The following is a 26,169-nucleotide window of genomic DNA, read 5'->3' as shown; positions in this document are numbered from 1 at the left end:
AAGTGATTTATTCCTTATAAAAAACACGTTTTACACGATGCGAAATGCTGGTCAGGATTTCATACGGTATCGTGCAGATGGTTTCCGCCAGTTCGGTTACCCGCGGTGTTTTTCCGAAAACGATTACCGTGTCGCCTTCCTGGCAAGAAATATCCGTTACGTCGATCATTAGCATGTCCATACAGATGTTGCCTACGATTCGGGCTTTTTGATGGTTGACCAATACATAGCCTTTTTCGTTGCCCCAGCTTCTCGGGATGCCGTCTGCGTATCCGATGGGAATGGTGGCGGTTCGGGTAGGTTCTGTAGCCATGAATCTTCGGCTGTAACCCACGCTGTCCCCAACCGGAATGTCTTTTATCTGAAGGATGATGGTTTTTAAAGTCCCTACGTTTTCCAGTTGCTGCATTTCTTCTGTATCATTGCCCACACCGTACAAACCGATGCCCAAACGGACCATGTCGAATTGAAACTCGGCAAAATTGTAAATGCCAGAAGTGTTTAAAATATGACGGATCGGATCAATGTTGAGTTCGTTCCTTAATCGGGAAGACCAGTTGTCGAATTTCTGAATCTGTCCTAGCGTAAACTCACGGAATTCCGGAACATCGCTCGACGACAAATGCGAGAAAATACTTTTTACTTCCACCAGATTGTTGTTTTTCAGTAAACCGATAAGTCTTTCCAGGTCTTTTTCTTCAAAGCCCAGACGGTGCATCCCCGTATCGAGTTTGAGATGAATAGGGTAGTTGTAAAGGTTCTTCTGTTGTGCCAAAACGATGAATTTCTTCAATACCGAAGCCGAGTAGATTTCAGGTTCCAGATTGTAAGCAACCATAGCGGCAAAGGCACTGTTTTCCGGGTTCATCACTATAATCGGCATGGTGATTCCGGCGTTGCGCAGCGCGATTCCTTCATCGGCAAAAGCCACGCCTAAATAATCGATTTTATGATGCGCCAACAATTTTGCAATTTCAAAACTGCCGCTCCCGTATCCGAAAGCTTTTACCATCGCCATCATTTTGGTGGTCGGTTTCAGCTTTGATTTGTAAAAATTCAGGTTATGACTGATGGCGTTCAGGTTGATTTCCAGAACGGTTTCATGGGTTTTCTCTTCCAGGAGTACTACAATTTCCTCAAACTGAAAACTTCGGGCACCCTTGATCAGAATGGTTTCGTATTCAAATTCGTGTGCATTGAAATGTGCTACAAATTCCTGCGTCGTGGCAAACGGGATGAAATTCGGAAAATCCTTCAGATGCTCCGAAATGTTGTCGCCAATCCCGAAAACACGCTCGATACGATTGTTGGTCAGTAGTTTGGCCACTTTTGAGTATAATTCTTCCGCAGTAAATCCGCTTTGGAAAATATCGGAAAGGATAACCGTTTTCTTTTTATGCGTTTTGTGCTGTTCCAGAAAATCCAGTGCGATTTTAAGCGACTGGTAATCGGAACTGTAACTGTCGTCGATAACCGTGCAGTGGTTGATGCCGTTTTTAACCTGCAAACGCATTTCCACAGGATACAGATTGGCAAGGCGCTCCTGTATGGTTTTGGCCTCATAACCGAAGTAGAGCAACGCCATCAGACAGGTAATGCTGTTTTCTTCCGAAGCTTTGTCGTGAAACGGAAGTGTTATGGTAAACGTTTCGTTTTTATGGTGGATTTCAAAAGACGAAGCGGTTTTTTTAGTGATTTTTGCATCAGCGGAAGCGTTGTCAAAACTCCAGGTAAACGCTTTAGTGCCGGGCTTTAAAAACGATTCGATTTTGTCGTTTTTCTGAAGGATTACTACCGGTGTCTTATCGAAAAGTTTTAGTTTTTGCCTGATTTTCTCTTCTTCGGAAGCAAAGCCTTCGTTGTGCGCCGATCCGATATTGGTAAGCACACCCAAAGTCGGCTGTATGATTTCGCCTAACTTCTCCATTTCGCCCACTAAGGAAATCCCGGCTTCAAAAATGCCCAAATTGTGTTTTTCGTTGATCCCGATAACCGAAAGCGGCACCCCGACCTGCGAGTTGTAACTTTTCGGGCTTCGGATGATGTTGTATTCCGGGCTCAGTAAAAAGTTCAGCCATTCTTTTACGATGGTTTTTCCGTTACTTCCGGTAATCCCGATGATAGGAAAATCAAACTGCTGACGGTAAAAAGCGGCAAATTGCTGTAAAGCATCCAAGGTGTTTTCCACCACAAGGAAATTGGCTTTGTCCGCCAGTTTTTCAGGAATACGGTTCACCACAAAATGCTGAACGTCTTTTTCGATCAGTTCCGCAAGGTATTGGTGCCCGTCGTGATGGTGCCCGACCAAGGCAAAAAACAGCGTACCGTTATTGTTCTGCAGTGAACGGCTGTCGATGGAAACGTTGTCGATGGAACATTTCTCGTCCTTCCCGGACCATTTGGCGTGAATGACTGGGATGATATTTTGGATAAGTAGACTCAAAACTTATTCAGCGTTGTTTTTGGTTCTGGAATGGTTGTTTTCTTCTTTCTCCGCCTGTTCTCTGATTGCGTTGAAATAAGCGGCACGGCTAAGCGGCTCGTATTCTTCGGTTTCGCCTAACAATACCAGGCTGTCGCTTTGTGCCTTTCGGAAGCTGTAGTTGGCTAAATTTCCGGTTCTTGTACACACGGCGTGTACTTTGGTCACGTATTCGGCTGTTGCCATTAGAGCGGGCATCGGGCCAAACGGATTGCCTTTAAAATCCATGTCCAGTCCGGCGACGATCACGCGGATCCCGGAGTTGGCCAAATCGTTGCAGATCGATACAATCTCATCGTCAAAAAACTGAGCTTCGTCAATTCCCACCACATCGCAGCCTTGTGCCAAAATACGGATATTGGCAGCGGCCGGAACGGGGGTGGAACGGATTTCGTTGGCATCGTGTGATACCACCATTTCGTCGTGGTAACGCGTATCGATGGCAGGCTTGAAAATCTCTACCTTCTGCTTGGCAAACTGGGCGCGTTTCAGTCTTCGGATCAGCTCTTCGGTCTTGCCGGAAAACATCGAGCCGCAGATCACTTCAATCCATCCAAATTGTTCTTTATGATTTACCGTATTTTCGAGAAACATTTTGTAATTTTCAGACGCAACAGAAGTTATTTCTGTTTAGATTTGTACAGAAACAAAAATATCAAAAAAACATTGCTTTACTCCATATAAACCCAAAAGTTATGAAGAAAAAATTAGAAGCCGAATTAATTAGTATTGCGCACCGAATTTTAAAGCTTAAAGGAAAGGAAGACGTCGTTTTATTGCATCAGGAAGCCCAGAAATTGTTTGAGAAACTATCGATTTTGCGTTTTTACGAAGAAAATTTCGAAGCCCTGAAACCAACTCTGACACATGAGGAACTGGAGGAAAAGATTGAATCGGGTTATGCTGACATAGCGGAGGTTAAAGAGGAAGTACAGGCAAAAGTTGAAGAAGTTGCTCTTGAGGAAACCAAAACAGCAGTTCCAACTACGGAAGAAATTCCGGTAGAGGAAGAGAAAATTCTGGTGGGCCAGGTCGATATAGACGAAAACGAAATCGAAGAAGAACCGGTGGTAGTTGCAGAAGAGGAGGAAGCTGAAGAAATCATCGAACCGCTTTTCGAACCGACAGCCGAAGAAGCTGTTGAGGAGCAAAAAGAGGAAGTAAAAGAAGAAGAAAAACAACCGCAACAGATTTCTTTTGAAGATTTGTTGGGTGACGCTTATAAAGAACCAGAATTCGTAAAGGTAGATGATGTGCCGGCCCAGGTAGAAAAAGTAGCCGACGTTGTTTTTGAGAAAGCCGAAGAACCGGTTGCCGAAACAAAACAGGAAGAGCCCATTGCGGAAGCCACTAAAAAAGAAGAAGTAATTGCTGCTGCGAAAGAAGAAATCGCTAAAGGCAAAGAAGATTATAAAGTCGCAGCGCTAAATCTGAACGATAAATTCAGCAAAAGTATCACACTTGGCCTGAACGACCGTATCACGTTTGAAAAATACCTGTTCGATGGCAGCGGCGAAGACCTGAACCGCGTAATTTCCCAATTGAATACGTTCAACACGTTAGGTGAGGCGAAAGATTTTATTGAGGATTTGGTAAAACCCGATTACAACAACTGGAAAGGGAAAGACGAGTTCGTAGAGCGTTTCATGGAGTTGGTGGAGAAAAAATTTGCTTAAATGGGAAAGCTGTATTTGGTACCCACCCCAATTGGGAATCTCGAAGACATGACCTTCAGGGCGATTAAAGTACTGAAAGAAGTCGATTTGATTTTAGCCGAAGACACGCGTAACAGTGGTAAACTGCTCAAACATTTTGACATTGCTACCCAAATGCACAGTCATCACATGCACAACGAACACAAAACCGTTGAAGGTATCGTGCGTCGTTTGCAGGCCGGAGAAAACATCGCCTTGATTTCAGATGCCGGAACACCTGCGATTTCCGATCCCGGGTTTTTGCTGACCAGAGCCTGTGTGGAAAATAATGTTGAGGTAGAATGCTTACCGGGCGCCACGGCTTTTGTACCCGCTTTGGTCAACAGCGGATTGCCCAACGATAAATTCGTGTTTGAAGGTTTTCTGCCAGACAAAAAAGGACGTCAAACCCGTTATCTGGCATTGGCCGAAGAAACAAGAACCATGATTCTGTACGTTTCCCCACACAAATTGGTTAAAACCTTAGCGGAATTTATCCAATATTTTGGTGCCGACAGACAAGTTTCCGTTTCAAGGGAATTGTCTAAACTTCACGAAGAGACCGTTCGCGGTACTGCGGAAGAGGTGTTGAAACATTTCGAAGCCAAACCGCCGAAAGGGGAAATTGTGGTGATTGTAGCGGGAAAAAATAAACCTTGATGAAGACTAAGAAGATTTTTCGGGTTGGTTTTTTGTTAGTATTCTTAAATGGTATTCTCTACTTTGGGTTACTGCCATTTATTCAAAAATCAGCAAACAGTCATATGAGTGCTGCAGATTTTTTTACTATTTTGATTTCATTAGTTGCCATTGTTTGTTTGGTCGTTGCAGTTATTCGGTTTCTAATGAGAAAATCAAACCTCCTTACTTACAGTTTGTTACTATTTGCCGTAAACCTGATTTTATGGCTTCCTAAAATATATAACATTGAATGTGAAGGATGTGCAATGAGTGGTTAACTTTAATCACATTTAGCGGACATTAAATTTAAAGAAATGGACACACATAAAATAACTACAACCTGGCAAGGAAAAATGCAATTTGATTCCACCAACCCGAGTGGCGACACCATGCTGATTGATGCCGGCCCGGAAAACGGAGGCGAAGGGAAAGGTTTTCGTCCGAAGGCGTTAATGCTTTCGGCTTTAGCAGGTTGCACCGGTTTGGACGTTGCTTCCTTGTTGGAAAAAATGAAGCTGGAAGTCGATGAATTCCGAATCGATACCGAAGGTTATTTAACCGAAGAGCATCCGAAAACGTATCATGCCGTTCGTTTGGATTATCATTTTTACGGAAGTAACCTGGAGGAGAAAAAACTGGAACGCGCGGTAAACCTTTCCGTGGAAAAATACTGCGGGGTGATGGAAATGTTCCGTCAGTTTGCCAAAATCGATATTAAAATACACTACCATCATTAATATATATAAGCCAAAATAAATCCTTTTCTATAATCCAAAATCCTGAATATGCGCTGGACTCTTAAACCCGACCCCAATCCCGAAACCGTAGCTCAACTCGCTGCGGAATTAAACGTAGATGCACTCACGGCTAAACTGTTAGTGCAACGCGGCATTACCACTTTTGACGAAGCCCGTCATTTTTTCCGACCGAGTTTAAACGACTTGCACGATCCGTATCTGATGAAAGACATGGACAAGGCTGTCGAACGGGTGGAAAAAGCTATTGCTAATGAAGAAAATATTTTAGTTTTCGGGGATTATGACGTCGACGGAACCACAGCGGTTTCCCTGATGTCATCCTATCTGCGAAGTTTTTACCCGAATGTAGCGACTTACATTCCGGATCGCTATAATGAAGGTTACGGCGTTTCGTATCAGGGCATCGATTTTGCCGATGACAACGGATTCTCTTTGATCATAGCGCTTGATTGTGGCGTGAAATCCATCGATCATGTTGCGTATGCCAAAGCCAAAAACATCGATTTTATCATTTGCGATCACCACCGTCCGGGAGACGTTTTGCCTGAAGCGGTTGCAGTATTAGATCCCAAGCGTGAAGATTGTACCTATCCTTATGATGAATTGTGCGGTTGCGGTGTCGGTTTCAAACTGATTCAGGCATTAGCGGCCAATCGAAACCAAACGATTGAGGATTTGGTACCGTATTTGGATTTGGTAGCGACGGCCATAGCAGCAGATATCGTTCCGATTACCGGAGAAAACCGTGTGCTGGCCAAATTCGGTCTGGAAGTCATCAATAGCAATCCGCGTCCGGGAATTAAGGCGCTCATCCAAAATCTGAAAAGACAAACCCTGACCATAACCGATGTGGTTTTTGTAATCGCACCGAGAATCAACGCCGCCGGACGTATCAAACACGGCAACCATGCGGTGGAACTGTTGACGGAATTTGATTTGGAACAGGCAGAGGAATTCGCGGCACAGATTGAAATTTTCAATGCCGACCGACGCGATTTAGACAAACAAATAACAGAAGAAGCGTTACAGCAGATTCTCACCAATAACGAAGAAGACCGTTTCACCACCGTAGTGTATCAGGAAGACTGGCACAAAGGCGTGATCGGTATCGTAGCCTCCCGTTTAACGGAAACCTATTATAGGCCAACGTTGGTATTTACCAAAAGCGGTGACAAATTAGCGGCTTCGGCCCGATCGGTCAAAAATTTCGATGTGTACAACGCTTTGGAAGCCTGTTCGGAACACCTTGAACAGTTTGGTGGGCATATGTATGCGGCGGGTATGACCCTTAAAGAAGAAAATTACGAAAAATTCAAGGATGCGTTTGAACGCGTGGTTTCCGAGACGATCCATCCGGAGATGTTAACACCTGAAATCAGTATAGACGCCGAGGTAAGACTTTCCGATATCAATTCGAGATTTTTCAGGATACTGAAACAATTTGAGCCGTTCGGACCACAGAACATGACGCCAATCTTTATCACCGGATCCCTTAAAGATACGGGATATGCCAAAAAAATTGGCAGTAACGAAGAACATCTGAAACTGTATGTGAAACAGAACAATTCTGAAGGTTTTGGTGCCATTGGTTTCGGATTAGGACCTAAAAAAGAACTGATCGATAATAAAAAAAGTTTTACAGCCGTTTTCTCCGTGGAAGAGAACGAGTGGAACGGAACGGTTTCGCTGCAACTTCGCGTGAGAGATATCAAAAATGACTAAAACCAGAGACCCTTTTTCATCGCTGCGCATTAAGGAATTCCGTTGGTTCCTGGCCATGCGACTGGCTATTGTACTAGCCTGGTCGATGCAGTTTGTGCTGATCGAATGGGAAGTTTACAGCATCACCAAAGACCCGTGGTCGTTAGGATTGATCGGACTGATGGAAGTAATCCCGGCGATTTCTATGGCGCTTTTTGCCGGGCATATCGTGGATCAGCGTGAAAAGCGCGGTTTACTTTTGAAATGTTTTTCGGCATTGGCAATAATCAGTATTTCATTATGTTTTTTAATACGCGATGGGGTTTCGGCCACGTTGTCGGAAGAGGCTGTTTTGTACGGGATTTACGGCTTGGTTTTTTTAGGCGGAATCGTGCGGGCTTTTATCATTCCATCTGTGTTCAGTTTACTGGGCTTGATTGTGCCGAAGAAAGAATACACTAATGCAGCGGCCTGGAGCAGTTCGACCTGGCAGATTTCAGCAGTTTTTGGACCGGCACTTGCTGGTTTTGCCATTGGTTGGATCGGTGTTTTCTGGTCGATGGTTTTTGTAGTTTGTTCTATTCTTACCGGATTGCTGATTCTTACCCAAATCGAATCCAAACCGATTTTGAACCCTAAAATTGGCGAACCGATCACCAAAAGTTTAAAAGAAGGTATTTCATTTGTATTTCAGAATAAGACGATATTGAACGCGATTTCCTTGGACATGTTTGCCGTGCTTTTTGGAGGTGCTGTTGCTTTGTTGCCCGTATTCGCCCAGGATATTTTAAAAGTGGGTTCGGAAGGTTTTGGTATTTTACGGGCCGCACCGGCTATCGGAGGACTGATTACCATGTTGGTGGCGACTTCCATGCCGCTGAATCATAACGCCGGAAAAAAATTGCTTGTGGCGGTTTTTGGCTTTGGGATTTGTATTATTGTTTTCGGTTTGTCGACCAATTTCTGGATTTCGGTTGCAGCCTTGTTTTTGAGTGGCGTGACCGATGGGATTTCCGTGGTCATCCGTCAGACCATTCTTCAGATGTATACGCCGGATCACATGCGCGGGAGGGTGTCTTCCGTGAATTCCATATTTGTGGGTTCTTCCAATGAATTAGGCGCTTTCGAAAGCGGTTTGACCTCCAGACTGATGGGTGTAGTGCCGGCCGTGGTATTCGGAGGAATCATGACGCTCGTGGTGGTGGGGAGTACCGCAATCTTTTCTCCTAAATTCCGTAATCTTAACATTGAGAAAGATCTCGAAGAATAATTTTATTTAGAATCATTTTAAATAATTTGTATATTTGTTGAAATTCGAAAACGATGCAACAGTTACAGGAAATTTATCAGAATGATTTGGGAATCGCTTTTTTCTGGTGTACAAAAGATAAAATCCTACAGGAAAAAATACAATTGGTTTTTAAGGAAACCGGTTTCTATCTTTCGACTGCTGATTTGATGAAATTCGCCAAAGAGCTGGATATGACTTGCTCCAAAATCTGTTGCACGGATTGTGAACTCCGAAATAATTGTCAGCGTTACCTGCTGCGAACCCCTTTTGATGGTTTGGAATTGGCTGTTTCTTCTGATGAAGCCTTGCTGATTAAAGATTTGGTGGAAGGAACTTTATTTCAATTGCAGTTGAATACTTACCTTAACGATAGCTGCAAAAACTAAAGACTTTTCAGAACATAGGTTACGATGCCCCAAATAATCAGTTCGTTGTCTTCGGTGACTTTAATAGGCTCATAAGTATTATTTTCCGGCACCAGAAAAACACAGTCTTTTTTTATTTTGATGCGTTTTACGGTAAATTCCCCGTCGATAAAACAGACCGCTATTTTGTTGTCAGTGGGTTCCAGGCTTCGGTCGATAACCAAAATATCGCCATCGTCGATACCGGCACCTATCATGGAATTACCGCTGGCCCGCGCATAAAAAGTTGCCTCTTTGTGTTTGACCACGACAGCATCCAGACTGATTTTTGTTCCGTCGAAATCGGCAGCGGGAGAAGGGAAGCCCGCTTTGATGCCACTACTCACAAAAGGTACTTCCGAAGAATTGTTTTCCTCCGGCTGAAAAACGCTTAGTTTGGTTTCGTCTGCTAACATTTTACGGTGATGATCTCGTTGATATTGGTGGTGTAATTCTTGGAAAGAAAATTTTGGTTCATAATCCAGGTGTGCTGTAAATCCTGATTGCCTAAACGGATTTTACGCTCGCCGATTTTCGTATGGTAGCGGTCGATGGCTTCCATGAGTTTCTGATGCTTTGGATTTTCTTCTTCGAACAAATGATATTGTTTCTGACTTTGCGAAATGATTTGCGTTACGATTACGCCGGCTTTCATATACACCTGTTTCGGTTCGTAAATTTTGTCCAGCATTTGGACTGCCAGATTACTGATGGTCAGATTGGAGTTCGTGGCAAAAGGGAGGGTTTCCGTTCTGCTGAAATACGTTCTTCCCGTTGTTTTATGTGGATCCTTGGCTAAAAACACATTCACCGAATAACAACACGAATTTTGTTTGCGGAGTTTTTCGGCACAAACCGATCCGAAAGTCGAAACCCGTTCTTTCAAATCCTGAAGTTGGGTCAGTTTGGTTTTGAAACTTCGGGTGATGGCAATGCTTTTTTTGGTTTCCAGCGGTGCATCCAAATCCAGTACCGCATTACCTTTAAGCTCACTCAGCATGCGCCTGCCCAATACGCCCATGGTAGTTTTGATCCAGGTTTCGTTTTCAGGCTGAATGAAATCGTAAGCGGTTAAGATTTTTTTCGCTTTCATTTTTTTGGACAACCGATACCCAATACCCCAAACATCCTCAATTTTAGTCCATTTCAGTGCCTTTAATCGTTTTTCGTCTGTGTCAATTACATGTACCCCGAGTGTTTTTTCGGGAAATTTTTTAGCAATCCGATTGGCAATTTTGGACAGCGTTTTATTCGGGGCAATACCTACGCAAACCGGTAAACCCAGCCATTTATAAATTTGCTTTCGGATTTGTAAACCATAATTATGATAATCGTTTATAGCAAGCCCGTTGAAATCCAGAAAGGCTTCGTCGATGCTGTAATCTTCAACATTTGGGGTGTACTGGCGCAGGATGTTCATCACACGTCCGCTCAAATCCCCGTACAAAGTGTAATTGGAGGAAAACACACTGATGTTATTTTGCTTCAATTGCTCCCGTACCTGAAATTCCGGAGCACCCATCGGAATACCGAGTGCCTTGGCTTCTTCACTACGCGAAATAATGCAGCCGTCATTGTTGGACAAAACCACCACGGGCTTGCCCACATACTGCGGCTGGAACACACGTTCACACGAAGCGTAAAAGTTATTACAATCAACTAAGGCATACATACCGTAAAGGTACGGAGAAAATGAAAAAAGGCTGCCCAAACTTATGAACAGCCTTTTTCTATTGTATAATGATTTTTTTAGAACAAATCCATCAAAGCGGAAGGGAAAACCCCGATTGCAATGTTCAAGCCCATCGCCAAAACGGCAACGATGTAAAATTCGAAAGGAACTTTTGTGGCTTCCTCGGAAGCTTCTTTCGTGTACATTGCACTGATTACTCTGAAATAATAGTAAACCGCCAACATGGAATTGATTACCCCGGCTATCACCAAGACCAACCATCCGGCGTTTAACACCTGATTCAACAGGAAGAATTTTGCAAAGAATCCCGAGAAGATCGGAATACCCGCCATCGATAATAAAGCAGCGGTTAAGATGCCTGCCATTAACGGGCTTCTTTTTCCTAAGCCGTTGAAGTTTTCGATGTCTTCGTTGTTTTTTCCTTTACAAACGTACAAGATCACGGTGAATGCGGCGATACCAGCCAAACCATAAGCAGCAGTATAGTAGAACAAACTTCCGGTAGCACTTTCCAGGTTCAACAAGGCCATGATCATGAAACCGGCGTGTGAAATACCGGAAAACGCTAACATTCTCTTGATATTATTCTGGCGTAAGGCCATAAGGTTACCCACGGTCATGGAAGCAATGGAAACGATCACGATTACTAATTCGTATTCAAATTTCATGTTGCCGTTCATAGCCTGATTCAGTTTGAAGAACGTTGCCATAGCAGTTACTTTTGCTAAAGTACTCATGGTTGCGGTAGTAAGGGCAGGTGCCCCTTCGTACACGTCCGGCGCCCAGAAATGGAACGGAACGGTCGCAATTTTGAACAACATTCCCACGGTAATCATGGAAACTCCGATATAGAACCAATCCACAGTAGTAGCGGAATTGGAGGCCTCATAAATCATGTTCATGTCGAAAGATCCTACGGCACCGTAAATCAAGGCGATTCCAAAAAGGATGATCCCTGAAGCAAACGATCCCATCAGGAAATATTTCATACCCGCTTCGTTACTTCTGATGTTCAAACGGTCGCTTCCTGCTAAAATGTACAGAGAAATCGACAAGACTTCAATTCCTAAAAAGAACATCGCTAAGTTTCCGAAAGAGACCATGGAAACGGCTCCTGCCAAAAGGAACAATTTGATGGAAACGAAATCGGAAATCTTGGAAGCGCGGTCCTGATAGAAGTTAGCGCTTAGTGAAATCAGGAAAATCGTCAGCACTATAAACAAACCGGAAAAGGTTACGGTGAAATTGTTCACCACAATCATGTTGTTGAAGTGGCTTTCGTTTACCCCGAAATCGGTTACGGTTAGACCCAATGTTGCAATTAAACCTGCAATGGTTACAGGAATAATGGCTTTTCTTAAGTTGAAAATTTCAGCTAAAAGGACGATAACGCCTAAAACTGCAATTGCTATAAGTGTATTCATTCTGTAGGTCTAAATTATTTAACGTGTACTAAAATTTCCTGGATGCTTGGTGTGATGAACTCGATAATCGGTTTCGGGTACAATCCGAAGAACAGTAAAAAACCGATAATGGCCACAAATACAATTCCTTCTGATACTGATACATCAGCAAAAGTTTTTGCATTTGTTTCTCCTAACATCGCGTGCTGGAACATTCTTAACATATAAAATGCCCCTAATATGATTGTGGTTCCACCGATGATGGCGAACACCATGTTTTCTGTAAACAAACTGTATAAAACGGTAAACTCACCCACGAAGTTGAAGGTTCCCGGTAAAGCCACGGAAGCCAATACCAAGATTATGAACATCGAAGCGAATTTCGGCGTCTGTTGACGGATACCGCCCATTTCACTGATGGTTCTGGTTTCATAACGACGGTAAATTACCTCGGCAGCGAAGAACAAACCAACGATTACAAAACCGTGTGCGATCATCTGTAAAACCGCTCCGCGTAAACCGTCCATATTCAAGGCGTAACATCCTGCAGCAATTAAACCAACGTGTGCTAAGGAGGAATAGGCCAATAATTTCTTTAAATCTTTTTGTTTCAAGGCGACGATGGAACCGTATACTACGCCTGCAAGTGCCATACCGATGATGATGTACTGCAATTCTTTAGCTGCATTAGGGGCAATCGGCAACTGCCAACGCAATACGGAGTATAATCCCATTTTAAGCATGATACCGGACAACAACATCGTTCCGATAGTCGGTGCTTTCTGGTATACATTTGCCTGCCAGGTGTGGAACGGAATCAATGGGATTTTGATCGCATAAGCCAAGAAGAAGGCCATGAAAATCCAGAATTCTTCCGTAGACGATAAATTCAAGCCAACCAAAACATCCCATTTGAAACAACCTGCTTTTTGGTATAAATAGATGAAAGCCGCCAACATGAACAACGATCCTGCGAAGGTGTAAATGAAAAATTTAATAACGGCTTTTTTGCGTTCTTCCGCATCGTCATTCCCCCAAATCAAGGCGATGAAATAGATAGGGATCAACGAAAGTTCCCAGAAGATATAATATACAAATCCGTCCGATGCCAAGAAGGTACCAACCATAGCAAAAGCCATGAACAGCACCAAAGCATAGAAGTTTTTAGCATTGTTGAAGTTGTTTCCGAAACCGGAAAGGATGATCAACGGGGTTAAAGCCGTGGTTAAAAGCACCATCGCTAAGGAAAGCCCGTCTGCTTTTAAAGCGAACAATACGTTCGGGTTTTTAATCCATTGTGCCGAAAAACTGATGTCGGTCCCTTGTGAAAACTGATTGATAAGGGCCAGCGAAACACCCAAGGCGGCCACACTGAAAAACAAGGCTACTTTGGAAGCAATCGCATTTCCGGAAAAATACGTGGCTACGGCTCCGATGAATAAAAGTATGAGTAAAATAGTTACGTCCATTTTTATGAGATTATCGTACGAAGAATAAATAATACACTACCGAGCAAAGTCCGAATACAAAGGCGAACAGATAGAAACCGATGTTTCCGTTCTGTACTTTTTTTCCTTGCAGGGCCAAACCATCGGCCACGGTTCCGAAACCGAAAACCACATTGGCAAGACCTTTTTCGATATAGTCACGGGAGAATTTCGCCAAAGCGTAAATCGGTTTTACAATTACGGCCATATAGATTTCGTCCAAATAGAATTTATTGGCCAAAACTTTATGTAAGTCCTGAACTTTGTCGTCTGCTTCCGGAACTTGTTTTTTGCTGATATACAGGCTGTAAGCAATGCCGATTCCGATCAAAGCACCCACCGTGGCAATTCCCATCAGCATATAAGCGGTGTTATCCAAATGATGTGCTTCGTGTCCTTTGAACAACGGAGCCAAATAGTGGTTCAACCAGTTGCTTCCCGGTAAATTAATAGCACCACCCACTACTGCTAATGTTCCTAAAATGATTAGGGGAACCGTAATTAAAGCCGGGCTTTCGTGTAAATGGTGTTTTTGTTCTTCCGTACCTCTAAACTCCCCGAAGAAAGTCAAGAACATCAAACGGAACATATAAAAAGCAGTCATGATCGAAGCGATAGAGCCTAAAACCCATAAAGCCGTATTACCATGGAAAGCCGTTAATAAGATTTCATCTTTAGACCAGAATCCTGCAAAAGGGAAGATTCCGGAAATGGCTAACGTTGATACCAACATGGTGATGAAGGTAATCGGCATCGCCTTGCGTAAACCACCCATGTTTCGCATGTCCTGCTCACCGTGTAAAGCGTGGATAACCGAACCGGATCCCAAGAATAAACACGCTTTAAAGAAGGCATGTGTAATTACGTGGAACACCGCTACTTCGTAGGCACCCAAACCTAAGGCCAAGAACATTAACCCTAATTGGGAAACCGTTGAATATGCTAATACTTTTTTGATATCGTTTTGAACCAAACCAATGGCGGCTGCTACTAAAGCGGTAAAAACCCCTACCACAGCAATCACCATTTTCACATCCGGTGCTAATTCGAAAAGGAAGTTTAAACGGGTGATCATGAAAATACCAGCGGTTACCATCGTGGCCGCGTGGATCAAAGCTGAAACCGGTGTAGGTCCCGCCATCGCATCCGGTAGCCAGGTGTACAAAGGAATCTGAGCCGATTTACCGGAAGCACCGATGAACAAACAAAGTGCCGCCGTAGCAATCAATGCTATATCCGTTGTTCCTTTTCCTGCTAAAATAGCTTGCTTGATGGTCATGAAATCCAAGGTGTTGAACAAGTAGCCAAGGATGAAGATTCCGATAAGGAACCCTAAATCCCCGATACGGTTCATGATGAACGCTTTCTTAGCCGCATCGTTATACTCCTGGTTTTTGTACCAGAAGCCGATAAGCAAATAAGAACACAATCCAACACCTTCCCATCCGATGAACATGATCAGTAAATTGCTTCCCACCACCAACATGATCATAAAGAAAATGAACAGGTTTAAGTAGGAGAAGAATTTGTGTGTATTCTCATCGTCGTGCATATAGCTGATCGAGTACATATGAATCAACGAACCGATTCCTGTAACGAACAACAACCATAACAACGACAACTGATCTAATAAAATATCAAAACCAATGCTGAATTTTCCCATCGCGATCCAGTCAAATAAATGAATAGGAGGGATTGCCTCTTTGGTGGCATTCACCTGCAAAAAGAAAATTACAGTGGCAATAAAAGAAGCCACAACTGCCAAGGTTCCCAAAACGCCGGAACCGGTTCTGCCGAAGTGCTTCCCTAAAAATACATTAGATAAAAACCCAACAAACGGGGCCAACAATAAGAGTAAAACTAAACTTGTCTCCATTCGGGCTTATCCTTTTAAATTCTTTAAATTATCAATATCCACCGATCCGTGGTTTCTGAAGATCGATACCAGAATTGCCAGTCCAACGGCTACTTCGGCTGCAGCCACCGCCATCGAGAAGAATACGAACACTTGTCCGGAGGCATCCTGATGGTACGTTGAAAAAGCTACTAACATCATGTTGACTGCATTCAGCATAATCTCGATGGACATGAACATGATGATGGCATTTCTTCTTAATAAAATCCCGAAAACGCCTATGCTGAATAATAAGGCGGACAGGTATAAATAGGTTTCTACCCCAATTTCTTTTAAAATCGTTTCCATATTATTTAAGGCTTTTTTCTTTATCTTTTTTGGAGATCAATACCGCTCCGATCATCGCTACCAATAACAATACGGAAGCAAATTCAAACGGTACCATATACTCGTTTAACAATACTTGGCCCAATACCTTGATGGACTGGAAATCTTCTCCTGAATAGTAGTAGCTTTCCACCACCGGTTTGGTGCGTAATAAACCTGCCAATAATACCAATCCAACCAAGCAGAACGCTATGGTGGCGGCAATTTTGGCGGCTATCGGTTTATGTGATTCGTCGTCTTTGTTCAGGTTCATCAACATGATGGTGAACAACATCAAAATCATGATGGCGCCGGAATACACGATGATGTGTACAATGGCTAAAAACTGAGCGTTCAGTAATAAATAGTGTCCGGCGATTGAAAAGAAACAAACGACCAGAGACAGTGCACTGTGAATTGGGTTTCTGCTGAAAATGGTCAATAAAGCAGTTCCAAGTGTAATAGTGGCTAAAGCGTAAAAAATAATTTCTCCCATTCCCATATTAACGTACCTGATTTTGACGGTTTTTCATAGCCTCAGTAAGCGGCATAACCAATTTATCTTTTCCGTAGATGAAATCTTCACGGTTACTTGCAGAAGCTACCATAACTTTGGTTTCGGTCAAATAAATGGCGTCTTTCGGACATGCTTCTTCACATAATCCGCAGAAAATACAACGCAACATGTTGATTTCGTAGATTTCGGCATATTTTTCCTCACGGTATAACAATTCTTCTCCCGGTTGTCTTTCCGCTGCTTTCATGGTGATGGCTTCGGCAGGACAGGCAACGGCACACATCCCACAGGCTGTACAGTTTTCTCTTCCTAACTCGTCGCGCTTCAGCATGTGCTGACCTCTGTAAACAGGGCTTAATTCACGTTTTTGTTCCGGGTATTTGATGGTTACTTTTCTTTTGAACAGGTGACGGATGGTAATCATCAATCCCTTAAAGATCGCAACCAGATAAAGGCTTTCCCAAAAAGTCATCTTCTTGTTGGAAACCTCTTTTTTCTTTCCTGATAATGAAATGGTATCTAATGACATGCTTTCAAGTTTTATTGGGTTAGTACAATTACCAAGCCCGTAATAACAATGTTTGCGATCGCTAACGGAATCAACATTTTCCATCCTAAGTTCATCAACTGGTCATAACGGAAACGCGGAACGGTCCAACGGATCCACATGTAAAAGAAGATGAAGAAACAGATTTTAATAAATAAGGCCATGATGCCTAAGATGTTCGCCGCATTTACGCCCCAGTTCTCCACTGCCCACTGGAATCCAGGGTAGTTGTAAGCACCGAAGTATAAAATGGAGATGATAGCCGATGAGATAAACATGGACGCATATTCCCCAAACAAATAGAAGCCCATTTTCATGGAAGAATATTCCGTATGGTGACCACCGATAAGCTCGGCCTCACATTCTGCTAAGTCGAAAGGCGTTCTGTTGGTTTCCGCAAAGGAACAAACCAGGAAGATTAAGAAACCTACCGGGTGTTTGAACACGTTCCAGGTAAACCAGCCGTCGTTCCAGAAACCGGATTGCTGTGCCGCGATTTCACGTACACTCAACGTACCGGTTGCCATAATTAAGGCGATAATGGCCAATCCCATGGCCACTTCGTAGGAAATCATCTGGGAAGAGGCACGCATGGCACTCATTAACGAGAATTTATTGCCGGAAGCCCAACCTCCAATCATGATACCATATATGCCAACAGATAAAACCGCGAAAATGTACAACATTGCCACGTCAATATCCGTAGCCTGAAGGATTACGGTTCTGCCTGCGATTTCCAGTTTGTCACCCCAAGGAATAACGGCACTGGTCATTAAGGCCATCGACATCGAAATCGCCGGTCCTAAAGTGAATAGGAAGGTGTTTTGTGTGGTTGGCATGAACTCTTCTTTGGCAAATAATTTTAAACCGTCGGCTAAAGGCTGTAAGATACCTCCTTTACCAGCACGGTTAGGACCTACACGGTCTTGTAACCAGGCAGCGATTTTGCGTTCTGCCAGAGTGGAATACATCGCCATAAACATGGTTATTGCGAAGATTGCCAGGATAAAAATCCCTTTTTCTATGATAATTGCACTGTCCATGTCTTATGAGTTTGAATTACCATTACCGTTTTCCGGAACCTCCACCATACTGATACGTTTCTGGTCCTGATCGCGTCCTTCCAAAATGTGTTTCTCCGTCTGGATTTCTACTTTTGGTATATTCAACGCATAATTATTTCTGTTGATAACCGAGAATTTCTCGAATTTACGAGGTCCTTCGATTACCCAATCGTTAACGTCTTTTTTGTCGAAACGACACGTGTTACAGATGAACTCTTCCACTTCATGGAACTCATCTTTACGGGCTGTTACACGCTGAATTTCGTCACCGAACATCCAAACGGTGGTTTTTCCGCAGCATTTGTCGCAGTTTCTATGCGCATTGTAAGGTTTGTTGAACCAAACTCTCGATTTGAAACGGAAGGTTTTATCGGTTAAAGCGCCAACCGGACAAACGTCGATTACATTTCCGGAGAATTCATTGTCTATGGCTTTGGATAGACAAGTTGAAATTTGCGCATGATCCCCACGACTGATTACACCATGAACTCTGCCGTCTGTTAATTGGTCTGCGGCCAATACACAACGTTGACACAAAATACAACGATTCATGTGCAGCTGAATATTAGGGCCGATATCTTCCGGTTCGAAGGTTCTTTTTTCTTCGACAAAGCGGGTTTCTGATTTTCCATGCTGGAAACTCAAATTCTGTAAATCACACTCTCCGGCCTGGTCACAAACAGGACAATCCAACGGGTGGTTGATCAGCAAAAATTCGGTAACCGATTTTCTTGCTTCTTCCACACGGGCAGAATTTTTACTGTTCACTTCCATTCCATCCATCACACCGGTTACACAAGAGGCAACCAATTTAGGCATAGGAGTAGGGTTGGCATCACTACCTTTCGATACTTCTACCAGACAACAACGACATTTACCGCCACTTCCTTGTAATTTGGAGTAGTAGCACATCGCCGGCGGTACGGACTCGCCTCCAATCATTCGCGCAGCCTGCAGGATGGTGGTCCCCGGTTCTACGTGTATTTCCTGACCGTCTATTGTTACTTTCATATTGCTTTTGTTTAAAGCGAAAAAATTACTTTTTTCAACTTTCGACTTGGGTTATACTATTGTTTTTCCAACTAAGTGACGCACTTTTTCGAAAGGCTCGTGCACAAAGTGATCTCTGTTTTTTACTTTTTCCGGGAAACGAACGTGGTATTCGAACTCTTCTCTGAAGTGGCGGATCGCCGCCGCAACAGGCCAGGAAGCGGCATCCCCTAAAGGACAGATTGTGTTTCCTTCGATTTTGCTCTGAATGCTCCACAACAGTTCGATATCTTCCTCACGGCCGTGACCGTTTTCGATACGGTGTAAGATTTTCTCCAGCCAACCTGTTCCTTCACGACACGGGGTACACTGCCCACACGATTCGTGGTGGTAGAAACGGGAGAAATTCCAGGTGTTGCGAACGATACAGGTAGTGTCGTTGTACACGATGAAACCTCCGGATCCTAACATGGAACCTGTAGCGAAACCTCCGTCCGATAACGACTCATAGGTCATTAGTCGGTCTTCTCCGTTAGCGGTTTTGAAAATTAAATTCGCAGGAAGAATCGGCACCGAAGAACCACCTGGCACTAATGCCTTTAATGGTCGGTCGTTTAACATTCCTCCTAAATATTCGTCGGAATTCATGAATTCGTCTACGGACAAACCTAATTCGATTTCATAAACCCCTGGGTTTTTAATGTGTCCTGAAGCGGAAATCAATTTTGTTCCGGTAGAACGTCCAATTCCGATTTTGGTGTATTCTTCTCCGGAGTTCAGTACGATCCAAGGCACTGCAGCAATGGATTCTACGTTGTTTACCACGGTTGGGTTCGCCCATAAACCACTAACAGCCGGGAAAGGCGGTTTGATTCTTGGGTTTCCTCTTTTGCCTTCCAACGATTCGATAAGTGCTGTTTCTTCACCACAGATGTAAGCACCCGCGCCACAATGAACGTGCAAGTCTAGATCGAATCCGGTTCCTAAGATGTTTTTTCCTAACCATCCTGCCGCATAAGCTTCTTTGATGGCTCTTTCAAGAATTTTGTAAACCCACATGTACTCCCCGCGGATGTAGATGTACGACAAGTTTGCCCCAAGAGCATAACTTGAAGTGATCATTCCTTCGATTAATAAATGCGGAATGTATTCCATTAAGTAACGGTCTTTGAATGTACCCGGTTCGGATTCGTCGGCGTTACAAACTAAATGTCTTGGTTTTCCTGATTTTTTGTCGATGAAGCTCCATTTCAATCCCGTTGGGAATCCTGCGCCACCACGACCGCGTAAACCGGAAGTTTTTACTTCTTCGGTCACTTCGTCCGGGGTCATCTGTTTCAACGCTTTTTCCACGGAAGCATATCCTCCGTTTTGGCGGTACACTTCGTAGGTTTTGATACCCGGAATGTTTATCTTATCTAATAATATCTTTCTTCCCATGGTATTATTTATCGTGTAACGTTATTTTACCGGCTCTGCAGTCGGTGATTAACTGATCTACTTTTTCCTGGTTTAAATTCTCGTGGTAGAAATCCCCGATTTGCATCATAGGCGCATAACCGCAAGCACCCAAGCATTCCACACCCACTACGGTAAACATGCCGTCAACGGTAGTTTCACCTTCCTTGATGCCTAATTTGTTGCAGGTGTAATCCATTAAGTCTTCCACACCGCGTGTTGCACAACAAGAAGTACGGCAGAATTCGAACATGTATTTCCCGATCGGTTTTTGGTTGAACATCGTATAGAACGATACCACTTCGTAAACTTCAATCGGTTGAATGTTCAGGATTTCGGCTACCTTGTCCTGCAGTTCGTAGCTCAACCAGTTGTCGTGAGCGTCCTGTACTTCGTGCAGCACAGGCAATAAAGCCGATTTTCTTTTGTCTTCCGGATAATGACTGATCAGTTCGTTGATGCGGGTCATTAATTCCGGCGTGATATTGATATCCTGTTTGTAGATATATTTTTCCATAATCATTAAGCGTCTAATTCTCCGGCGATAACGTTCAAACTCGATAAAGTTGCAATGGCGTCGGATAACATCTGTCCTTTTACCATATCGTTAAATGCCTGATAATATATAAAACAAGGTCTTCTGAAATGTAGTCTGTACGGGGTACGGCTTCCGTCGGTAATCAGATAGAAACCAAGTTCTCCATTACCTCCTTCTACCGCGTGGTATACTTCGGTTAACGGAACCGGAACTTCACCCATTACGATTTTAAAGTGCCAGATCAGGGACTCCATGGTAGAATATACGTCTTCTTTCGGAGGCAGGTAGTATTCCGGAACATCCGCGTGGAAAGTGCCTTCCGGCATTTTAGCCAAGGCTTGTTTGATGATGCTCAAGCTTTCCCAAACTTCCGCATTACGAACGCAGAAACGGTCATAAGTATCTCCCGATTGTCCTACCGGTACGTTAAAGTCGAAATCTTCATACGAAGAATATGGTTGCATCATGCGAACGTCGTAATCTACTCCGGCAGCACGTAAGTTAGGTCCGGTAAAACCGTAGCTTATCGCTTTTTCCGCAGAAATAGGTCCCACGTTGATGGTACGGTCCATGAAGATACGGTTACGGGTCAAAAGGTTTTCGAATTCCTGCCAGATAGGAGGGAACTCTTCTAAGAATTTGTCCAGTTTTTCCCAAACCGCCGGGCTCCAGTCTCTTTCGAAACCACCGATACGGCCCATGTTGGTCGTTAAACGCGCGCCACAGATTTCCTCGTAAATCTCATAGATTTTTTCGCGGAACTGGAACACGTACAAGAAACCGGTTAAGGCTCCTGTATCTACTCCTAATACGGAGTTACAGATGATATGGTCTGCGATACGCGCCAATTCCATTACGATTACACGCATGTATTGTACACGTTTCGGCACTTCAATGTTTAAGGCTTTTTCCAGGGTCATCCACCAGCACATGTTGTTGATCGGTGCCGAACAATAGTTCATACGGTCCGTCAATACGGTGATTTGGTAGAAAGGTCTGTTTTCAGCGATTTTTTCAAAGGCACGGTGAATGTAGCCTACGGTTCCTTCGCCGTCTACGATACGCTCTCCGTCCATCAAAAGGATGTTCTGGAAAATTCCGTGGGTAGCCGGGTGCGTTGGCCCAAGATTCAAAACCGAAAGTTCACTTCCGTCTTCGTTTCTTCTTTTCTCGATTTCTTTGGCAAATCGGGCTTCCGGCGTTAATAATAGATCTGACATTTGGGTTGTTATTTCAGGTTACTATTAGCAATTTTGTTTGGTTCTTCCGAAGAAACGATCGTCTTTGTCGGTTCTTCCGCCGTCTTCCAACGGGAATTCTTTTCGCATCGGGAATACGGTCATTTCATCCATGTTCAAAATACGTTTCAACTGTGGATGCCCTTTGAAGATGATACCGAAAAAGTCATAGGTTTCTCTTTCCATCCAGTTTGCTCCCAAGTATAAAGGAGTAACCGAATCGATTTCCGGAGCATCTGCATTCAGGTAACATTTAATACGGATACGAACATTGTCCACCCAATTGTGCAAATGGTACACCACGGCAAACTGGCGGTCTTTGTCATAATCCGGGTAATGGATCCCGCAAAGGTCGGTTAGGAAGTTAAAACGCATCGTAGCATCGTCTTTTAAGAACTGCATGATTTCCAGGATGGAATCCGGTGCTACTTCAAAGGTTAAGATATCGTGGATCTGAACAAAATCGGACACTTTTAATCCGAAGTTTTCAATCAGTTTGTTTTGGATTACTGAGGTTTCTAAAGCCATTTTACTTGATGTTATAAGAACCTAATAAGTCTTTGTATTCGTCGGAACTTCTTCTTCTTACTGATTCACTTTTTACAATTTCCTGTAATTTCATGATACCGTCTAAGATTTGTTCCGGTCTTGGAGGGCAACCCGGTACGTATACATCCACCGGAATTACTTTGTCGATACCCTGAAGTACGGAATACGTGTCGAAAACCCCTCCGGAAGAAGCACAGGCACCTACAGCGATAACCCATTTCGGTTCAGACATTTGTTCGTAAACCTGACGTAAGATCGGGGCCATTTTTTTAGCGATGGTTCCCATTACCAGCAACATATCGGCCTGACGCGGAGAGAAACTCATACGCTCGGATCCGAAACGCGCCACGTCATAGTGGGAAGCCATGGTTGCCATGAATTCGATACCACAGCAAGAAGTCGCAAAAGGTAAAGGCCATAACGAATTCGCTCGCGCCAATCCTACCACGTCGCTTAATTTGGTAGCAAAAAAACCTTCTCCGGCATAGCCTTCCGGTGCGTCTACCATTGTATATTTTGATGAATCGCTCATTTTTAATATTTTAAATTTTAAATCTTGAATGATGAACTAAGGTTTATGTCTAATTCAAAATCCAGCATTTAGAACACTACCTTTATTCCCATTCTAAACCTCGCTTCTTGATCACGTAGTAAAACCCTACGACCAAAAGCCCCATGAAGATCCCCATTTTGGCTAATCCTTCCCAGCCCATCGCTTTGAAGTTTACCGCCCAGGGATACATGAAAATCACCTCCACGTCGAAAAGAACGAACAGGATGGCTACTAAAAAGTATTTAACGGAAAAAGGAATACGTGCATTTCCTACGGACTCGATTCCGCACTCGAAATTCTTGTCTTTGTTTGCGGAATGTCTTTTTGGGCCCAAAAGTCCCGAAATTACTATTGTAGTACCTACAAACCCTGTAGCTAAAAGCAGCTGCATAATGATTGGAATGTAGTCGATTTGGTTAGTTTGCATGTTTTTACTCTCTTAAAAGAAAATGAATTCACAAATATACATTCCTTAATTTTATACACAACGTAATTTTTTGATGAATTTCGCGTTTATACTCTTTTAAAGTTAAAACATATTTAGACTAATTACAAATAATTAACACCTTGTTGTTAGGAGTTTTCAGAAAGTTCTTAATAAAAAAAACCACCCCGATTTGGAGTGGTTTGTACATTCAGGTAATCAAAAATATATATTAATCTTCGATAACAGCTACCTGAGCAGCTACCTTACCTTTTCTTCCTTCTTCTTCAACGTAAGAAACTTTTGTTCCTTCGCTTAAGCCTTCAGCTTTTAAACCTGTTGCGTGAACGAAAATATCATTTCCTGTTTCATCGTCTGTAATGAATCCATATCCTTTGGATTCAATGAAAAATTTTACTTTGCCTGTGCGCATTCTGTAATAAAAAAAAATTAATAATATTCCAAAGATAGACTTTTTTTTAAACCAAACAAGTTTTTAGTAAAAAATTTTCAAAAAAAATGTTTAAGTATTGAAAAGTCCGAACAAAAGTTAACTATTTATTAGAAAAACAAAAAAGCGACCAACAGGCCGCTTTATCGTTAAGAATTTAAGTTTAGCTTTATGAATAGTTCATCCAGCTGCTTGTTGTCGATCACGGATGGTGCATCAATCATTACGTCTCTTCCGGAGTTGTTTTTAGGGAAAGCGATGAAATCACGAATGGTTTCCTGGCCGCCTAAAATCGCTACCAATCGGTCTAATCCGAAGGCTAAACCTCCATGCGGCGGTGCTCCGAACTGGAAAGCATCCATTAGGAAACCGAACTGGTTTTTCGCTTCTTCATCGGTAAAGCCTAAATATTTGAACATCAGCTGTTGTGTTTCTTTGTCATGAATACGGATCGATCCGCCTCCAATTTCGTTTCCGTTCAACACCATATCGTAAGCATTGGCTCTTACAGCACCCGGATTGGTTGCTAATAAGTCGATGTCTTCCGGTTTCGGTGAGGTAAAGGGGTGGTGCATCGCATGGTAACGTCCGCTTTCTTCGTCGAATTCCAATAACGGAAAATCTACAACCCATAACGGAGCAAATTCGTCCGGTTTGCGTAAACCTAAACGCGTTGCCACTTCCATACGCAGCGCACTTAATTGTGAACGGGTTTTATTTGCCGGTCCAGACAATACAAAAATGATATCACCTTGTTTGGCACCGGTAGCTTCCGCCCATTTTTTCAAATCGTCCTGATCGTAGAATTTGTCTACCGAAGATTTAAGGCTGCCGTCTGCTTCCAATTTACAGTAGACCATACCTGAAGCTCCAACCTGTGGGCGTTTTACCCAGTCGATTAAGGCATCGATTTCTTTTCTTGTATAGGATGCTCCGCCCGGAACCGCGATTCCGACTACCAATTCCGCAGTATTAAATACGCCAAAATCTTTATGTTGAGCCACGGCATTCAATTCACCGAATTCCATTCCGAAACGGATGTCCGGTTTGTCGTTCCCGTAGGTTTTCATGGCGTGATCGTAGGTCATTCTTGGGAATTTGTCTACTTCGATCCCTTTTATCTCTTTTAATAAGTGTCTGGTCAGTCCTTCGAAGATGTTTAAGATGTCTTCTTGTTCCACAAAGGCCATTTCACAGTCAATCTGTGTGAATTCCGGCTGACGGTCCGCACGTAAATCCTCATCACGGAAACATTTTACGATTTGGAAATATTTGTCCATACCGCCCACCATCAACAATTGTTTGAACGTTTGCGGGGATTGCGGTAACGCGTAAAACTGTCCCGGATTCATGCGCGAAGGCACTACGAAATCACGAGCCCCTTCCGGCGTGGATTTAATTAAATATGGTGTTTCTACTTCGCAGAAATCTTTGGCTGAAAGATAGTTGCGTACTTCCTGCGTTACTTTGTGACGGAACAACAAACTGTTCTTTACCGGATTTCTTCTGATGTCCAGGTAACGGTATTTCATACGGATGTCTTCCCCGCCATCGGTTTCGTCTTCGATGGTGAACGGAGGTGTGATGGCTTCATTTAATACGGTCAGTTCCGAAACCAAAATTTCGATGTCCCCGGTCGCCATGTTGGGGTTTTTTGATTCGCGCTCGATTACGTTTCCTTTTACCTGAATTACGAATTCACGGCCTAAGGTTTTGGCTAACTCAAAAACGGCTTTATCGGTACGGCTTTCGTCGAAGATTAACTGGGTAATCCCGTAACGGTCACGCAAATCCACCCAGATCATGAATCCTTTGTCGCGTGATTTTTGCACCCATCCGGCTAAAGTAACCTCTGTATTTATGTTTGCGGCGTTCAATTGGCCACAGGTATGACTTCTGTACATTTCAAAAAAAATTTGTCGCAAATTTATGTTTTTATTTCCGAGTTTGAAACTTAGAAGGTTAATAAAGGAAGTAATTTTAAATTTGTAGGAAAATACTTGATTGTGTTAAGTTTTGCTCAAT

27 protein-coding genes are annotated in these 26,169 nt (G+C 43.2%); 7 read left to right on the top strand and 20 right to left on the bottom strand.

The window, feature by feature from the left end; genetic code table 11:
* Positions 1–7: 7 nt before the first annotated feature.
* Both ACWPKD_RS08425 and ACWPKD_RS08420 read right to left on the bottom strand, forming a co-directional pair.
* Complete coding sequence (locus tag ACWPKD_RS08425) at positions 8–2,443, bottom strand: bifunctional UDP-N-acetylmuramoyl-tripeptide:D-alanyl-D-alanine ligase/alanine racemase (RefSeq protein WP_455412240.1); 2,436 nt, start codon at positions 2,441–2,443, stop codon at positions 8–10.
* 3 nt (positions 2,444–2,446) lie between these two features.
* Positions 2,447–3,076, bottom strand: coding sequence for a thymidine kinase (locus ACWPKD_RS08420; RefSeq protein ID WP_455412239.1), 630 nt, complete (start codon positions 3,074–3,076; stop codon positions 2,447–2,449).
* A gap of 101 nt (positions 3,077–3,177) precedes the next feature.
* Here ACWPKD_RS08420 and ACWPKD_RS08415 point away from each other — a divergent pair, with 101 nt between their 5' ends.
* Genes ACWPKD_RS08415 through ACWPKD_RS08385 form a run of 7 tightly spaced genes read left to right on the top strand, consistent with a single transcriptional unit; the run spans position 3,178 to position 8,993 of the window.
* Complete coding sequence (locus tag ACWPKD_RS08415) at positions 3,178–4,158, top strand: hypothetical protein (RefSeq protein WP_455412238.1); 981 nt, start codon at positions 3,178–3,180, stop codon at positions 4,156–4,158.
* Positions 4,159–4,836 carry a 16S rRNA (cytidine(1402)-2'-O)-methyltransferase gene (gene rsmI, locus ACWPKD_RS08410; RefSeq protein WP_455412237.1) on the top strand — a complete coding sequence of 226 codons (678 nt, stop codon included), beginning with the start codon at positions 4,159–4,161 and terminating at the stop codon, positions 4,834–4,836. It begins immediately after the preceding gene.
* Positions 4,836–5,135 (top strand): hypothetical protein, encoded by a 300-nt coding sequence (locus ACWPKD_RS08405; RefSeq protein WP_455412236.1) that lies wholly within the window; start codon positions 4,836–4,838, stop codon positions 5,133–5,135. Before rsmI ends, ACWPKD_RS08405 begins: the two co-directional genes overlap by 1 nt.
* A 36-nt stretch (positions 5,136–5,171) precedes the next feature.
* Positions 5,172–5,594 carry an OsmC family protein gene (locus ACWPKD_RS08400; RefSeq protein WP_455412235.1) on the top strand — a complete coding sequence of 141 codons (423 nt, stop codon included), beginning with the start codon at positions 5,172–5,174 and terminating at the stop codon, positions 5,592–5,594.
* A gap of 48 nt (positions 5,595–5,642) precedes the next feature.
* Complete coding sequence (recJ, locus tag ACWPKD_RS08395) at positions 5,643–7,337, top strand: single-stranded-DNA-specific exonuclease RecJ (RefSeq protein ID WP_455412234.1); 1,695 nt, start codon at positions 5,643–5,645, stop codon at positions 7,335–7,337.
* Entirely contained in the window at positions 7,330–8,586 is a 1,257-nt protein-coding gene (locus ACWPKD_RS08390) for an MFS transporter (protein ID WP_455412233.1), read from the top strand. The genes recJ and ACWPKD_RS08390 overlap by 8 nt, the downstream gene beginning before the upstream one ends.
* A gap of 53 nt (positions 8,587–8,639) precedes the next feature.
* Positions 8,640–8,993 carry a hypothetical protein gene (locus ACWPKD_RS08385; protein ID WP_455412232.1) on the top strand — a complete coding sequence of 118 codons (354 nt, stop codon included), beginning with the start codon at positions 8,640–8,642 and terminating at the stop codon, positions 8,991–8,993.
* On the opposite strand, the gene ACWPKD_RS08380 is transcribed toward ACWPKD_RS08385, so the two are convergent.
* From ACWPKD_RS08380 to aspS, 18 genes are all read right to left on the bottom strand, one after another.
* Positions 8,990–9,427: a LexA family protein gene (locus ACWPKD_RS08380; RefSeq protein ID WP_455412231.1), complete on the bottom strand. Its 438-nt coding sequence runs from the start codon at positions 9,425–9,427 to the stop codon at positions 8,990–8,992. The two genes, ACWPKD_RS08385 and ACWPKD_RS08380, sit on opposite strands and share 4 nt — an antisense overlap.
* The gene (locus ACWPKD_RS08375; protein WP_455412230.1) at positions 9,421–10,683 is read right to left on the bottom strand and encodes a Y-family DNA polymerase; all 1,263 of its coding nucleotides are present in this window, start codon (positions 10,681–10,683) and stop codon (positions 9,421–9,423) included. The genes ACWPKD_RS08380 and ACWPKD_RS08375 overlap by 7 nt, the downstream gene beginning before the upstream one ends.
* A 77-nt stretch (positions 10,684–10,760) precedes the next feature.
* Positions 10,761–12,128 (bottom strand): NADH-quinone oxidoreductase subunit N, encoded by a 1,368-nt coding sequence (locus ACWPKD_RS08370; RefSeq protein WP_455412229.1) that lies wholly within the window; start codon positions 12,126–12,128, stop codon positions 10,761–10,763.
* A gap of 14 nt (positions 12,129–12,142) precedes the next feature.
* Positions 12,143–13,576 (bottom strand): complex I subunit 4 family protein, encoded by a 1,434-nt coding sequence (locus tag ACWPKD_RS08365; protein ID WP_455412228.1) that lies wholly within the window; start codon positions 13,574–13,576, stop codon positions 12,143–12,145.
* Positions 13,577–13,586: 10 nt separating this feature from the next.
* The gene (nuoL, locus tag ACWPKD_RS08360; protein ID WP_455412227.1) at positions 13,587–15,470 is read right to left on the bottom strand and encodes an NADH-quinone oxidoreductase subunit L; all 1,884 of its coding nucleotides are present in this window, start codon (positions 15,468–15,470) and stop codon (positions 13,587–13,589) included.
* Positions 15,471–15,476: 6 nt separating this feature from the next.
* Positions 15,477–15,797 (bottom strand): NADH-quinone oxidoreductase subunit NuoK, encoded by a 321-nt coding sequence (nuoK, locus tag ACWPKD_RS08355; protein ID WP_455412226.1) that lies wholly within the window; start codon positions 15,795–15,797, stop codon positions 15,477–15,479.
* Between the two features lies 1 nt (position 15,798).
* The gene (locus ACWPKD_RS08350) at positions 15,799–16,311 is read right to left on the bottom strand and encodes an NADH-quinone oxidoreductase subunit J family protein (protein WP_455412225.1); all 513 of its coding nucleotides are present in this window, start codon (positions 16,309–16,311) and stop codon (positions 15,799–15,801) included.
* 7 nt (positions 16,312–16,318) lie between these two features.
* The gene (gene nuoI / locus ACWPKD_RS08345) at positions 16,319–16,861 is read right to left on the bottom strand and encodes an NADH-quinone oxidoreductase subunit NuoI (RefSeq protein WP_455412224.1); all 543 of its coding nucleotides are present in this window, start codon (positions 16,859–16,861) and stop codon (positions 16,319–16,321) included.
* An 11-nt stretch (positions 16,862–16,872) separates the two neighbouring features.
* The gene (nuoH, locus tag ACWPKD_RS08340) at positions 16,873–17,922 is read right to left on the bottom strand and encodes an NADH-quinone oxidoreductase subunit NuoH (protein ID WP_455412223.1); all 1,050 of its coding nucleotides are present in this window, start codon (positions 17,920–17,922) and stop codon (positions 16,873–16,875) included.
* Positions 17,923–17,925: 3 nt separating this feature from the next.
* Positions 17,926–18,954, bottom strand: coding sequence for a 2Fe-2S iron-sulfur cluster-binding protein (locus ACWPKD_RS08335; RefSeq protein WP_455412222.1), 1,029 nt, complete (start codon positions 18,952–18,954; stop codon positions 17,926–17,928).
* A 51-nt stretch (positions 18,955–19,005) separates the two neighbouring features.
* Entirely contained in the window at positions 19,006–20,373 is a 1,368-nt protein-coding gene (gene nuoF, locus ACWPKD_RS08330; protein WP_455412221.1) for an NADH-quinone oxidoreductase subunit NuoF, read from the bottom strand.
* A gap of 4 nt (positions 20,374–20,377) precedes the next feature.
* Complete coding sequence (locus tag ACWPKD_RS08325) at positions 20,378–20,908, bottom strand: NADH-quinone oxidoreductase subunit NuoE family protein (RefSeq protein WP_455412220.1); 531 nt, start codon at positions 20,906–20,908, stop codon at positions 20,378–20,380.
* A 5-nt stretch (positions 20,909–20,913) separates the two neighbouring features.
* Entirely contained in the window at positions 20,914–22,149 is a 1,236-nt protein-coding gene (locus ACWPKD_RS08320; protein WP_455412219.1) for an NADH-quinone oxidoreductase subunit D, read from the bottom strand.
* A 24-nt stretch (positions 22,150–22,173) separates the two neighbouring features.
* A complete protein-coding gene (locus ACWPKD_RS08315; RefSeq protein ID WP_455412218.1) occupies positions 22,174–22,695 on the bottom strand; it encodes an NADH-quinone oxidoreductase subunit C in 522 nt (173 codons plus the stop codon).
* 1 nt (position 22,696) lies between these two features.
* Positions 22,697–23,248: an NADH-quinone oxidoreductase subunit B gene (locus ACWPKD_RS08310; protein ID WP_455412217.1), complete on the bottom strand. Its 552-nt coding sequence runs from the start codon at positions 23,246–23,248 to the stop codon at positions 22,697–22,699.
* 82 nt (positions 23,249–23,330) lie between these two features.
* Positions 23,331–23,696, bottom strand: a complete 366-nt coding sequence (locus tag ACWPKD_RS08305) for an NADH-quinone oxidoreductase subunit A (RefSeq protein WP_455412216.1) — start codon at positions 23,694–23,696, stop codon at positions 23,331–23,333.
* A gap of 229 nt (positions 23,697–23,925) precedes the next feature.
* Complete coding sequence (locus tag ACWPKD_RS08300) at positions 23,926–24,126, bottom strand: cold-shock protein (RefSeq protein ID WP_026980090.1); 201 nt, start codon at positions 24,124–24,126, stop codon at positions 23,926–23,928.
* 167 nt (positions 24,127–24,293) lie between these two features.
* The gene (gene aspS / locus ACWPKD_RS08295) at positions 24,294–26,048 is read right to left on the bottom strand and encodes an aspartate--tRNA ligase (RefSeq protein ID WP_455412215.1); all 1,755 of its coding nucleotides are present in this window, start codon (positions 26,046–26,048) and stop codon (positions 24,294–24,296) included.
* Positions 26,049–26,169 lie beyond the last annotated feature (121 nt).

Source organism: Flavobacterium pedocola (assembly GCF_053764385.1).
Note: the sequence above shows the minus strand (reverse complement) of the source record. Positions and strands in the feature narration are given on the sequence as shown.

What these genes read in the sequence shown, in the direction of transcription:
- ACWPKD_RS08380 (WP_455412231.1), bottom strand. Translation starts at nt 9,427, where the DNA reads ATGTTAGCAGACGAAACCAAACTAAGCGTTTTTCAGCCGGAGGAAAAC.
- ACWPKD_RS08385 (WP_455412232.1), top strand. Translation starts at nt 8,640, where the DNA reads ATGCAACAGTTACAGGAAATTTATCAGAATGATTTGGGAATCGCTTTT.
- ACWPKD_RS08350 (WP_455412225.1), bottom strand. Translation starts at nt 16,311, where the DNA reads ATGGGAGAAATTATTTTTTACGCTTTAGCCACTATTACACTTGGAACT.
- recJ (WP_455412234.1), top strand. Translation starts at nt 5,643, where the DNA reads ATGCGCTGGACTCTTAAACCCGACCCCAATCCCGAAACCGTAGCTCAA.
- ACWPKD_RS08300 (WP_026980090.1), bottom strand. Translation starts at nt 24,126, where the DNA reads ATGCGCACAGGCAAAGTAAAATTTTTCATTGAATCCAAAGGATATGGA.
- nuoK (WP_455412226.1), bottom strand. Translation starts at nt 15,797, where the DNA reads ATGGAAACGATTTTAAAAGAAATTGGGGTAGAAACCTATTTATACCTG.
- nuoI (WP_455412224.1), bottom strand. Translation starts at nt 16,861, where the DNA reads ATGTCATTAGATACCATTTCATTATCAGGAAAGAAAAAAGAGGTTTCC.
- ACWPKD_RS08310 (WP_455412217.1), bottom strand. Translation starts at nt 23,248, where the DNA reads ATGAGCGATTCATCAAAATATACAATGGTAGACGCACCGGAAGGCTAT.
- nuoL (WP_455412227.1), bottom strand. Translation starts at nt 15,470, where the DNA reads ATGGAGACAAGTTTAGTTTTACTCTTATTGTTGGCCCCGTTTGTTGGG.
- nuoH (WP_455412223.1), bottom strand. Translation starts at nt 17,922, where the DNA reads ATGGACAGTGCAATTATCATAGAAAAAGGGATTTTTATCCTGGCAATC.
- ACWPKD_RS08320 (WP_455412219.1), bottom strand. Translation starts at nt 22,149, where the DNA reads ATGTCAGATCTATTATTAACGCCGGAAGCCCGATTTGCCAAAGAAATC.
- ACWPKD_RS08420 (WP_455412239.1), bottom strand. Translation starts at nt 3,076, where the DNA reads ATGTTTCTCGAAAATACGGTAAATCATAAAGAACAATTTGGATGGATT.
- ACWPKD_RS08405 (WP_455412236.1), top strand. Translation starts at nt 4,836, where the DNA reads ATGAAGACTAAGAAGATTTTTCGGGTTGGTTTTTTGTTAGTATTCTTA.
- ACWPKD_RS08335 (WP_455412222.1), bottom strand. Translation starts at nt 18,954, where the DNA reads ATGAAAGTAACAATAGACGGTCAGGAAATACACGTAGAACCGGGGACC.
- ACWPKD_RS08415 (WP_455412238.1), top strand. Translation starts at nt 3,178, where the DNA reads ATGAAGAAAAAATTAGAAGCCGAATTAATTAGTATTGCGCACCGAATT.
- ACWPKD_RS08370 (WP_455412229.1), bottom strand. Translation starts at nt 12,128, where the DNA reads ATGAATACACTTATAGCAATTGCAGTTTTAGGCGTTATCGTCCTTTTA.
- ACWPKD_RS08400 (WP_455412235.1), top strand. Translation starts at nt 5,172, where the DNA reads ATGGACACACATAAAATAACTACAACCTGGCAAGGAAAAATGCAATTT.
- rsmI (WP_455412237.1), top strand. Translation starts at nt 4,159, where the DNA reads ATGGGAAAGCTGTATTTGGTACCCACCCCAATTGGGAATCTCGAAGAC.
- aspS (WP_455412215.1), bottom strand. Translation starts at nt 26,048, where the DNA reads ATGTACAGAAGTCATACCTGTGGCCAATTGAACGCCGCAAACATAAAT.
- ACWPKD_RS08325 (WP_455412220.1), bottom strand. Translation starts at nt 20,908, where the DNA reads ATGGAAAAATATATCTACAAACAGGATATCAATATCACGCCGGAATTA.
- nuoF (WP_455412221.1), bottom strand. Translation starts at nt 20,373, where the DNA reads ATGGGAAGAAAGATATTATTAGATAAGATAAACATTCCGGGTATCAAA.
- ACWPKD_RS08365 (WP_455412228.1), bottom strand. Translation starts at nt 13,576, where the DNA reads ATGGACGTAACTATTTTACTCATACTTTTATTCATCGGAGCCGTAGCC.
- ACWPKD_RS08390 (WP_455412233.1), top strand. Translation starts at nt 7,330, where the DNA reads ATGACTAAAACCAGAGACCCTTTTTCATCGCTGCGCATTAAGGAATTC.
- ACWPKD_RS08305 (WP_455412216.1), bottom strand. Translation starts at nt 23,696, where the DNA reads ATGCAAACTAACCAAATCGACTACATTCCAATCATTATGCAGCTGCTT.
- ACWPKD_RS08315 (WP_455412218.1), bottom strand. Translation starts at nt 22,695, where the DNA reads ATGGCTTTAGAAACCTCAGTAATCCAAAACAAACTGATTGAAAACTTC.
- ACWPKD_RS08375 (WP_455412230.1), bottom strand. Translation starts at nt 10,683, where the DNA reads ATGTATGCCTTAGTTGATTGTAATAACTTTTACGCTTCGTGTGAACGT.